Source organism: Marinomonas sp. TW1 (assembly GCF_001625355.1).
GTDB lineage: Bacteria > Pseudomonadota > Gammaproteobacteria > Pseudomonadales > Marinomonadaceae > Marinomonas.
Genome location: NZ_JSEE01000006.1, coordinates 116,769 through 128,382, shown reverse-complemented (window position 1 = coordinate 128,382; position 11,614 = coordinate 116,769). Strand labels below are relative to the sequence as shown.

Sequence of the window (11,614 nt, the reverse complement as noted above, 5' to 3'; positions counted from 1 at the left end):
ATAGGCATCCAAACCTACTAAGACACTAGCAACCTTAACTAAGGTGAATCGCTAGCCGTTATGAAAACAAAAAGTGGCGCTGACAGCGCCACTTTTTATAACAGGTGCGGATTTTACTGGATGTTTTTCATCCATGCATCACTTACGAACCATTTGTTGTAAATTTTATCGTAAGTGCCATCACCTTTAATCTGAGTTAGGTAGTTGTTTAGGAAGTTCATGAAGTCTGGATCACCCTTACGAACGGCCATACCAAGAGGCTCGTATGTAAAAGGAGTATCTAGGTGAACAACCTTAGACGAGTTTTGAGCGGAGTAAACTGAGTTATATGGTAGGTCATAAACAAATGCATCGGCATTACCATTAATCACTTCCAAAGCACCTTCAGACTCTGTTTCAAACAGGTTCAGTTTCGCTTTACTTAGGTATTTCTTCGCCGCGTAATCTGCCGTTGTGCCCAACTTAGTCGCTACTGTGTATTGGCTATTATTCAAATCACGGTAGGACTTAACTTTACCTTCCAGTTTAGGATTCAACAGAATCGTTTGACCAACAATGATGTAGGGGTCAGTAAAGTTAACTTTTAAGTTACGCTCAGCTGTGATGGTCATACCAGAAATGATGATGTCACACTTAGCGGTTAACAACGCGGGAATGATACCGTCCCAAGCGGTGTTACGTAGGTCTACTTTTACACCCATCGCTTTCGCCATTGATTTTGCAATGTCTACGTCAAAGCCAACAATGTTGCCTTTTTTGTCACGCATATCAAAAGGAATGTAACCCGCTTCGAGACACACTTGCAGCTCGCCACGTGTTAGGATTTCATTCAAGGTGGATTTTTCCCAAAGGTTAATGTCTGAAGCAGACGCAACCGTTGCGCTGACCATAGCAGCAAAAGCAATCAATACTTTTTTCATTGTTTCATGTCCCCAATTTAAATTGTGAGTTAAGAAAGACGACTTACTCGAACCTTCCCAACATTTCTTATCATAGTGTTATAACTGGCCGCACATAATACATAAATTCATTTAAACAGTCCTTAGGAAATACAGAATTTCTACCCCGTTAAAATGAGCTTGCGTCCTAGTGCTTCAAGGCAGCTTACCTGCAAGAAGCATTCCGAACAAACTCAAACGCTTGTTTAAGATCAGAAATTAAATCGTCTGTATCTTCAATGCCCACAGAAATACGTATTAATCCCTCAGAAATCCCCAAAGCCTGACGTTCTTCTAACGTGTTTTCCACATGACTCGTGGTTCTTGCAGGGCCATAAATCGTTTCGACGGCCCCCAAGTTACCCGCACAATGCGCATACTGCAATTGAGGCAGTAAACGCGTCACTGTCGCCATACCACCGCAAAGCACAAAACTAACCATAGCACCAAAACCGTGCATCTGCTCACACGCAATTTGATGACCTTTGTGATTTGCTAATCCTGGGTAATTCACAGCCTCCACCATCGGCTCAGTCAGCAAATATTCAGCGATGGCTTGTGCACTTGCCTGTTGCTGACGAATTCGCAAAGCTAAGGTTTTGATACCACGAATAATCAAGTAAGCCGAAAAAGGATCTAACGAAGCACCATTAATTTCGCGATAATGTCTGACTTTCGCCATCAAGGCTTCTGAACCACAGACCAAACCACCCATGGCATCAGCATGACCGCTGAGAAATTTAGTGGCACTGTGAATCACAATATCTACCCCCAAAGCCAACGGGTTTTGATTCAACGGCGTAGCAAAGGTGTTATCTGCCATCACAATAGCACCCGCTTTTTTAGCCGCGGCGGTCAAACGTTTGATATCAACAATTTTAAGCGTTGGGTTGGTGGGGGTTTCCAAATAAAGTACATCGCAGCCTTTGGTAATTTCCGCTTCGATCTGTTCATGGCTATGGGTCTCGCACAACACCACATCCACTCCCACACGAGGTAAAAATTCTTCAAATACTTTATTGGTACCGCCATAGCTGTCTTTGGTGGACACCACACGGCTACCATTTTGTAAAAAGGTATAAAGCGCACTGCTAATGGCAGCCATCCCGGTACTAAAAGCCACAGCCGACTCTGCATTTTCCAAAGAACAGATTTTAGCCTCAAGGGTTTCTACCGTCGGATTGCTCATCCTACTATAAATAAAACCGGGGGCTTTACCTAACGCCACATCATACCAATGATCGATATCTTGATAGCCATAAGCCGCACTCGCGACGATAGGCGTTTGCGTCGCCCGATATGGATGTACTTCTTCTTCACCACCCCATACTGACTTAGTTGCAAGGCCTATTTCTTTCTTCTTTCTCACTCAAACCACCTACTCAATACTGTCACAATTGCATTACCAATAACGCCTACTATAAGTAAGTCATTCGATAAGTAGTAATCATCAAATTCGAGGTTAAGGTCCGATTTTATTAATGGATAAACCTTCTATTGGAATAACACCATTGCACTCTAGTGATGAATCGCCAATCTAAAAAATAAAATATGATAATGATTATCAAAACGGTTATTGTTTTTGAGAAGATCAAGGTTAAAATACCGACGAATGTAAACAATTCTCATAATCAAAAACCTAGGATATGGTAGATGAACTCATTATTCCGCTTAACCCCAATCTCACTGGCTGTCACACTCTCATTGTTTAGCATGATGGGGCATACCGAAGAGATCGGCACGATTGTGGTTGAAGGCGATACAGAAGAACAAAGCTCCACCAGCGACAATTTCTCTTATGTCAGCGATGTGGCACAAACCGCAACGAAATCGGATGAAGAGATAGTCAACATTCCTCGTTCCGTATCCGTTGTCACTCAAGAGCAAATGAACGATCGTGCCCCCATTAGCATTTCGGATGCGTTGCAATACACCCCCAGTATTCAGACTAATTTCTATGGTGAAGACAATAAGCAAGACTGGTTTGTGATTCGCGGATTTAAACAAGCCAATAATGGTTTATATCAGGATGGTACAAGACTGTATTCATCTGGCTTTTACAGCTGGCAAATTGATCCGTTCATGCTGGAGCGTATCGAAATCCTTCGCGGTCCGGCTTCGACGCTAAATGGGCAAACGCCACCTGGAGGAGTCATTAATGTTATCAGTAAACGAGCACAACTGGATGAAGACTTTGGTTCCGTTACTGGATCTATGGGCTCTTACGACCGTAAAGAAATTAATTTAGACGTAAACAAGGTTCTTAACGATAAGATGGCGTTCCGCATGGTGGCCTTAACTCGTGAAAACGGCACCAAGGTGGATGACGTAGATGCAAAACGTACCTTACTCGCGCCTTCTTTAGCCTGGCAAATCAGTGACAAAACAAACTTAACTCTTATGGCCAGCTATCAAAAAGACGATTCTGATCCATACCTACAATTTTTACCAATGGAAGGCACCCTGACTTCTAGTCCAAATGGCACCATTGATTACGATACGGCCCTGGGTAATCCTGATTGGGAAACCTTCCAACGGGAGCAAACCTCGGTAGGCTATGAGCTGGAACACATTTTTAACGACGATTTTAAGTTTCAGCAATCGGCTCGCTTTAGCCACATGGACATTAATTTACGTCAAATGTATTCTTTACAATATTCAGCAGATTCAGCCGAAGCCGCGGCTTTAGATCCAAGTGGAGATAGAGATGTTATTGTTCGTCAAGTATCAACATCCGATGGTTACTCAAATGCGTTTAACATTGACAACCGTTTGATTTTCAATTTCAACACAGGCTCAACAAAACATACTTTGTTGACAGGTGTTGATTTCCAAAGCCTGAATATTAACAATAAAGATTACGCTGCAGATCCTGTAGTTGCAGATGGCAATAGTTCTGTGACCATTCCATCAGTTGGAACTATCCCAAACCCTAACTTCAATGTCTATAACCCCTCTTACAGCAATAATGTTGTATTGCTAAACTCCAGCACATATGCAACGTTAACTGATGATGACTTGGAGACCACCAAGACCAAAAATCGCCAATTAGGTTTTTACCTACAAGATAAAGCCGATATAAGCGATAAGATAACCATCCTAGCAGGTATTCGTTATGACGATGTTAGTAATGAGTCTCATAATCTAGACACAAATACAAAGTCTGACCTAGACATTGAAGAATGGACCAGTAACTTAGGCGCTTCATACTCAATTCGCAACAATCTAGTATCTTATGTTAGTTATGCACAGTCTTTTAACCCTATCATTGCTTTTGATGAAAACAATGACCCGGCCAAACCAGAAAGCGCAGACAGCTATGAAATCGGACTAAAATTCAAACCACATAACTTTGATGGTCAATTTGGTATCGCAGCTTACCAAGTTACTAAAGAAAATCTATCAAGTGGCAGCAGCGGCACTTCAGATTTCAAACAAATTGGTGAGGTTCGTAACCGAGGTATTGAGTTTGAAGCGGTTGCCAACCTTAACCAAGCTTTCACTCTTGTCGGCACATTAAGCTACGTTGACTCTGAAATTACCAAAGATAATAACAGTGCTAAAATTGGTAAAACGCCATCACAAATCGCGAGCAATCTAGCTTCTTTGTGGGGTAATTACCGTTTTATGGATGGCATTTTAGACGGCCTCAAAGTTGGCGCCGGCGTACGCTATATTGGTGAAACTTACGGTGATGATACTGAAACGAACAAATTGCCTTCTTATGCCTTATTTGACGCTATGGCGAACTACCAATGGAACGATTACAAATTCCAGATCATGGTGAAAAACCTATTTGATAAGGAATATATAGCGACTTGTAACTATTTTTGCTATTACGGAGACAGCCGCAACATCATTGCGAGCGTCACTTACGACTGGTAACCCTTAAACCGAGAACACACTGCTTACCAAAGCAGTGTGTTCATTTCTTCGCATGCACATCACGCCAGAATCGTTGCCTAAAACACCCTGCATACATTAGAGTAAATAGCCTCATCCCCTGTTACCGAGAGTCACTTTGCAAAAGAAAAAAGGTTTCGCCACCATCTTCGATGTCGCCAAACACGCTAATGTTGGCAAAACCAGTGTGTCGCGATATTTAAACGGTGAGCAGCATAAATTATCAGAGCAAATGATTGATAAAATCACCCACGCCATCAAGGTGTTGGATTACCGCCCGAATCAGTCTGCTCGCATGTTAAAAGCAGGACAATCAAAGTTGATTGGCTTGCTATTAGCGGATGTGACCAATCCTTATTCCATTGATGTTTTACAAGGCATTGAAAGTGTCTGTCGTCAGCAAGGCTATATGCTGATGGTATGTAACACCGATAATCAGCAAGCTCTACAAGCACAATATTTAAGGCTATTAGAAGCGCACCGCGTTGATGGTTTAATCGTAAACACAGCCGGTATGACATCAGAGCAAGTCACCCACTTTCAAAAACTGAGTTGCCCATTGGTACTAGTAGACAGAATCAACACCTCTCTTCGTTATGACTCAGTAGGTCTGGACAATGATCAAGCCGTGACTCAAGCCTGCCAGCATTTGCTCAATAAATCCTATGATGCCCTATTGGTGATTACAGAATCATTGGAAGTGGAGCCAAGACAAGCACGAGTAGATGCCATAAAAAGCGTCTGTGAACAGCATACAAAACTCGATTACCAAGTGTTTGAAACAGACAAAATGTGTGTCGACTCGATTTCACAAAGCATCACTGCATTCATGGCGAAATTCCCTCAGCACAAAAAAGCCATCTTCACCACCAATGGCGTCGCCATGATGAGCACCGCCAAAGCATTAAAAGCGCTCAAGCTGAACGTTCGTCAAGACATCGGCTTGATCAGCATTGATGACCCAGAATGGGCACAGTTGTTTGAAGGCGGTATCACCGTTATGCGTCAACCCTCAAAAGTGATAGGTCAAACAGCGTGTGAACGCTTACTATGTCGCATTCAGGGCGATCAAGAAGCACCTCAACACTTAACACTTCCTGCTGAACTTATCGTTCGAGAATCGACCTAAAAGGTATGTCTTGAGAGTAAATCCATCTTACTAGGATTGCATATGGAACCGGTTCCATTTATAGTCATTTTTCCAATAATAACGATAATCTAAAAGAGGTTTACCATGTCGAATATTCCAAGTTTTGTCACCATTGGGGAAGCCATGGCCATGTTTGTAGCGGATTCACCAGGCGATTTATCACACGTTAATTCGTTCTCTCGCTCTCTCGCTGGCGCCGAAATCAATGTGGCAATCGGCATAGCTCGACTCGGTATTCCTTCGACCTATATTACCAAAGTGGGCAATGACAGCTTCGGTGATTTCATCAAGCATTCAATTCAGCACGAAAACATTCAAACCAAATACGTACTAGGCAGCGACACAAACGCCACGGGCTTCATGCTTAAATCCAACGTGACGGATGGCAGTGACCCAAAGGTGGAATATTATCGTCGCAACTCGGCGGCTTCGACCTTAAACACCGACGATATTGATAGCGAACTCTTTCATCCGCAACCTCACTTACATCTTACCGGCGTGTCTGTTGCCGTTTCCGAAACACTTCGCCGTGCGGCAAAGAAAACATTGAAACTGGCCAAAGCACAAGGCTGTCGAGTTTCTTTCGATACCAATTTGCGTCCAGCTTTGTGGCCAGATCAAGCGACCATGATTAAAGAGATCAATGATTTTGCCTTTGCTAGTGACATAGTGTTACCCGGTATTGAAGAAGGTGAGATCCTTGCGGGAAGCGATCAACCGGAGGCAATTGCCGACTTTTACTTGAGTCATGGCAGTCAAGCTGTGATAGTAAAACTTGGTAGTCAAGGCGCATACTATAAAACCAACAAAGGTGAATTTGGTACAGTGGCTGGGTTCCCTGTCGATACAGTAGTTGATACGGTAGGGGCTGGAGACAGTTTCGCAGTTGGTGTCATTTCCGCTTTATTGGACGGCCAAGATATTGCTCAAGCGGCACGCCGAGGAAATTTGCTAGGTTCTTTAACCGTACAGGTTCGCGGCGACAGTGAAGGCTTACCAACAAGAGACGTACTGAATCAATTAGAAAAGGTGGATAAACATGAAGCCCAAAGTACTGCTCTATAAACCCCTTCCTAATGACGAACGACAGCGTCTTGCAAGGCACTTTGAAGTCATGGCATTCGATGGTTTTCATGGTCATAATGAAGATGAATTCTTGGCCGCTTTACGAGAAGCAGAAGGCATCCTTGGCGGCTCAGGTATCAAACTATCAACAGAACAACTTGAACAGGCCGTCAATCTTAAAGTCGCTTCCACTATTTCCGTTGGCACAGATCAATATGATTTAAACTATCTTGCACGTCGTAACATCCCTGTGATGCACACCCCTGGCGTACTCAACGAAACCACCGCCGATACTCTGTTTGCTTTGATTATGTGTACTGCCAGACGCGCCGTTGAACTGTCTTGCATGGTAAAAGAAGGTCGCTGGAAACAGACGGTAGGCCCTGAACTCTACGGTACCGATGTACATGGTAAAACACTTGGTATTATTGGTATGGGACGTATTGGCCAAGCGTTAGCAAAGCGAGCCCACTTAGGCTTTGACATGAAAATCCAATACGCCAATCGTCGTCGTAACCCACAAGCCGAACAAACCTACCAAGCCAGTTATATGGACATTGACAACTTGCTTGCCAGCTCTGACTTTGTCTGCGTGATGACACCATTAACAGCAGAAACAGAAGGCATGATTGGTGCTAGAGAATTTGCTTTGATGAAAACCGACAGCATCTTTATCAATGGTTCAAGGGGCAAGGTGATCGATGAATCGGCTTTGATAAAAGCCCTACAAACAAAACAAATTCGCGCCGCGGGATTGGATGTTTTCCAACAAGAACCCTTATCCGCCGATTCTCCGTTATGCCAATTAGACAACGCCGTACTCTTTCCGCACATTGGCTCAGCCACAGTGGAAACGCGCCATAAAATGATTACTTGCGCCGTCAATAACCTTATTCAAGCCATGTCGGGAGATCTCTCACAAAATTGCGCCAATGGTCATTTATTGAAAAATATACGCTAGCGGCTTAATCAGTCATTCACTACTGGCTTTTCTGCGTTAGGAAGTGATTCAAGTCTGAAACTTTTGTGCACACTGTTAGGGATAACTTGCCGCATGCAAGCTAGGCCGAGTACAATCTGAAAAATTTATTTAGCCGTATTTGTAGAAGGAACACTTCTTGACCACCTTAACCAATGCACTACAAGCATTAGCGGAATTTTGCCAGCAGTCTGACGCCTCTACAGCCATCACATTCCATCGTGGCGTTGAACGAGAAGCCTTACGAGTTGACCGTTCAACTGGGCGGATTTCTCATAAGCCACACCCTAAAAGTCTTGGCTCAGCATTGACCCATAGCGCCATTACAACAGACTACTCTGAAGCACTGATGGAGTTCATTACGCAAGTGCACCCTAGTGTGGAAGGGGTTACTCAAGAACTGGAAGACATCCATAACCTCGTTAATCACGAATTAGACCAATTGAATGAGTCTCTCTGGCCTGCCAGTATGCCTTGTTTTTTAGAGAGCAATGAGGATGTACCAATCGCTTATTATGGTGAATCCAACACAGGCAAATTAAAACGAGTCTATCGAGAAGGTCTGTCTAATCGTTATGGTCGAATCATGCAATGCATTGCTGGCATGCATTACAACTTCTCCTTTGATGAGCGTTTTTGGTCTTTCCTTGAGACCTATAAAGGTCATACCAATCTGTCAGCAGCGGATAAACAAAAATTTCAATCTGAGAGTTACTTTGCTCTGATTCGTAATTTTCGACGCCACTCTTGGTTACTTTCACTCCTGTTTGGTGCCTCACCTGCCATTGATGAAAGCTTTTTAAAAGACAAGCCTGACGCCCTTAGCACATTACAAGAAAATACTTGGTTTGGCCCAAAAGCAACGTCTTTAAGAATGAGCGACTTAGGCTATCAAAATAAAGCTCAAGCAGATTTATACGTCTGCTACAACGAAGTAGACACATACATCAGCACCATTAAAAAAGCCTTACAAACCCCTTATCAGAAGTATCAAGACATCGGCATTAAGGTGGATGGCCAATACCGTCAACTTAATAGCAATTTACTACAAATAGAAAATGAATATTACAGCGATATTCGTCCAAAGCGCGTCACCCAGCCCGGTGAACACCCAAGCGCGGCACTGCAATCCAGAGGCGTTGAGTACATCGAAGTCCGTATCATGGACCTGGACCCCAGTTCCCCTATCGGCATGCAAACTTCTACGCTCTACTTTATTGACGTGTTTCTGCTGTATTGTATGTTGCGTGGCGATGAACACTTGGATGCACACGAATGCAATAAATTAAGAGAACTGCAGCAACAAATCGCGTCCCATGGACGAGATCTGGACATGGCATTCGACTTTGGTCACGGGGGAGTGAAACTTCGTGACAAAGCCAACACTGTGATCGAAGCCTTATTGCAAGTGGCACAATTCCTTTCCACTCAAACCAGTAACACGGCTTATCTAGATGCCGTCCAACAACAAGTCGACAAACTAAAAGACGAAGCAAAATTACCATCGGCACAAATGCTTAACCTATGCCAGAGCCACCAAGGTTATCAAAATGCCATGCTTGAATTGTCAAAACAACAACAAGCAGATTGGTTAACGCGCCCTCTTTCAGCCGAAATGACACGCGCGTTCGCCATCAAAGCAGACGCCTCTATTGAGGAACAAAAAGCCATTGAAGCCGCCGATTCCTTGGATTTTGATGACTTCCTAAAAGCGTACCTCACACCACAGTAATCCGGCTTGGAGCAGAATCAAACTCACTTAACAATGATGACTTGATTCTGCTCTGTCGTCCTTTAGCATAATCGCCTTCACCAGCGAACAATGCTATCCCTTGCTCACTCAAACTCATCGAAGATGAATGACAAGTCGTTCATTCACCTTTTACACCAGACAAATGCACAACGACATTGACGTCTCACTCAGGTTTGCTCGCCACAGAGCAACAGAGAAACTCCTCCTAAAAGCGCTTTAATATGCTATAACTTGAAAGGGAGACACTAAAAGACATCAAACTTGAACATGCCCTTAGTTAGAACAAATATTTTATGCTTATCATACAAACAGCTTGGCGACCTATAGCACACAGACTACTTGCACTATTCGCTTCTTTTTTAATCACACACAGTGCTTGGGCACACCCTTCGTTTACGCTTATATTCGATGCTGAAATGTCTGTCATCAATGATGAGAGGCAAGGCACTTATGCACAATTGGCAACCTTGGTTGAGCAACAAAGACAACGAAAAGACAATGTTTTTTTTATTTTTGGCGGGGAAAGCTTAGGGCCTAGTATGTTATCGTCAATGGATCGTGGTTCACATATTATCGATCTATTAAACAGCCTCAGTCCCAACGTGATGGGGGTCTCCAAACGCGAATTCAGCTATCAAGAAGATGAGCTGACATTACGCTCTTACGAAGCCTCGTTTCCTATTGTTTCTAGCAACTTGTATGACCCTCTAACCAATGGCAACCTTGAGGGTCTGAAAACCAACAGTATCCTCCAACAAAATGAGGTTAAACTTGGCTTTTTGTCTATTGTTGATCCTAGCATTGTCCAAAAATACCCTACTGATCGAGTCCAGATTTTGCCCCCTCAAGCCGCCGTGCAAAACACCGCAAAAACGTTAAGGCAGCAAGGCATAGACTTTATTATCTTGCACTACTCATCCTACTCGCCTCAGGTAGATGAATGGCTCGAACAAGGCATCATTGATTTGGCATTATTTGTTGATCAGAACTTCCAGCTGACACCATATTATAATCATCCACACCACCCAAATAATTTCGTCTTGAGTCGAACCGCTTACGCACTGATCTTGGACATAGCGCCGGCTGATACTAAGCACAGTGAATTCAACATTACCAAACAAGAGGTTGATCTGAGAACCTTAGCATCCAAGCCTGATGTATGGTCTCAGGAAATGGATTATGGGAGCCGATTGAACACCTTACTATCGAAAACCATCGGCACTACCAGCACCAACATTAACCTCACCAGACGCGACATAAGAACCACAGAAAATGCTTTTGCCAATTTTGTAGCTGATGTCTTAAAAGACTTCACTGAAGCGGACATCAGTCTGTTAAATAGTGGTACATTACGGGGAAATAAACGCTATCCAGCGGGCAGTCAGCTTTCTATCAAAGACATTCGCGGCATCATACCTTATCGAAATACCATGGTGTTAATCGAAGTCAAAGGGCAACAAATACTAGACGCCTTAGAACATGGTTTATCAGGCTTAGCCACAACCAGCGGACAATTTCTTCAGGTATCGGGAATACAAGTGATCTATAACAGTCGCCAACCGATTGGCAATAGATTAGTCTCAGCGTCATTCAAAGGTAGACCAATCGACCCTATGTTAACCTATAAGTTGGCAACTCTTGATTACCTTAAAAAGGGGGGCGATGGATTTGATATGTTTACTCAGAGCCAACATCTTGATTACAAAAAGCCATCCAGTTTAATCCTATCTGATCTCATACTAGAAAAGGTATACAATGAAAAAATCATTTCCCCCAAAATAGATGGCCGATTACAAGACATACACTAAAAGAAATAGGAGCGTCAT

8 protein-coding genes are annotated in these 11,614 nt (G+C 43.3%); 6 read left to right on the top strand and 2 right to left on the bottom strand.

Annotated features, from left to right (window positions below; genetic code table 11):
• Positions 1-113: 113 nt before the first annotated feature.
• Together OA79_RS07045 and OA79_RS07040 are read right to left on the bottom strand one after the other, a co-directional pair.
• On the bottom strand, positions 114-920 hold the full coding sequence (locus OA79_RS07045; protein WP_063332522.1) for a transporter substrate-binding domain-containing protein: 807 nt from the start codon (positions 918-920) through the stop codon (positions 114-116).
• Positions 921-1,104: 184 nt separating this feature from the next.
• Positions 1,105-2,307, bottom strand: a complete 1,203-nt coding sequence (locus OA79_RS07040; protein ID WP_063332521.1) for a cystathionine gamma-synthase family protein — start codon at positions 2,305-2,307, stop codon at positions 1,105-1,107.
• 284 nt (positions 2,308-2,591) lie between these two features.
• Between OA79_RS07040 and OA79_RS07035 the strand changes: the two genes are divergently transcribed.
• The 6 genes from OA79_RS07035 to OA79_RS07010 all read left to right on the top strand — a co-directional run bounded on the left by OA79_RS07035 (position 2,592) and on the right by OA79_RS07010 (position 11,596).
• A complete protein-coding gene (locus tag OA79_RS07035) occupies positions 2,592-4,823 on the top strand; it encodes a TonB-dependent siderophore receptor (protein WP_063332520.1) in 2,232 nt (743 codons plus the stop codon).
• Positions 4,824-4,959: 136 nt separating this feature from the next.
• Positions 4,960-5,970: a LacI family DNA-binding transcriptional regulator gene (locus OA79_RS07030; protein ID WP_063332519.1), complete on the top strand. Its 1,011-nt coding sequence runs from the start codon at positions 4,960-4,962 to the stop codon at positions 5,968-5,970.
• 105 nt (positions 5,971-6,075) lie between these two features.
• Positions 6,076-7,056 carry a sugar kinase gene (locus OA79_RS07025; protein ID WP_063332518.1) on the top strand — a complete coding sequence of 327 codons (981 nt, stop codon included), beginning with the start codon at positions 6,076-6,078 and terminating at the stop codon, positions 7,054-7,056.
• Positions 7,031-8,017, top strand: coding sequence for a 2-hydroxyacid dehydrogenase (locus tag OA79_RS07020; protein WP_063332517.1), 987 nt, complete (start codon positions 7,031-7,033; stop codon positions 8,015-8,017). Before OA79_RS07025 ends, OA79_RS07020 begins: the two co-directional genes overlap by 26 nt.
• Positions 8,018-8,174: 157 nt before the next feature.
• Positions 8,175-9,767: a glutamate--cysteine ligase gene (gshA, locus tag OA79_RS07015; RefSeq protein ID WP_082825406.1), complete on the top strand. Its 1,593-nt coding sequence runs from the start codon at positions 8,175-8,177 to the stop codon at positions 9,765-9,767.
• A 437-nt stretch (positions 9,768-10,204) separates the two neighbouring features.
• Positions 10,205-11,596, top strand: coding sequence for a bifunctional metallophosphatase/5'-nucleotidase (locus tag OA79_RS07010; RefSeq protein ID WP_063332605.1), 1,392 nt, complete (start codon positions 10,205-10,207; stop codon positions 11,594-11,596).
• Positions 11,597-11,614 lie beyond the last annotated feature (18 nt).

Coding starts and splice junctions, on each gene's coding strand:
- OA79_RS07045 (WP_063332522.1), bottom strand. CDS start 920: ATGAAAAAAGTATTGATTGCTTTTGCTGCTATGGTCAGCGCAACGGTT.
- OA79_RS07020 (WP_063332517.1), top strand. CDS start 7,031: ATGAAGCCCAAAGTACTGCTCTATAAACCCCTTCCTAATGACGAACGA.
- OA79_RS07025 (WP_063332518.1), top strand. CDS start 6,076: ATGTCGAATATTCCAAGTTTTGTCACCATTGGGGAAGCCATGGCCATG.
- OA79_RS07010 (WP_063332605.1), top strand. CDS start 10,205: ATGTCTGTCATCAATGATGAGAGGCAAGGCACTTATGCACAATTGGCA.
- OA79_RS07035 (WP_063332520.1), top strand. CDS start 2,592: ATGAACTCATTATTCCGCTTAACCCCAATCTCACTGGCTGTCACACTC.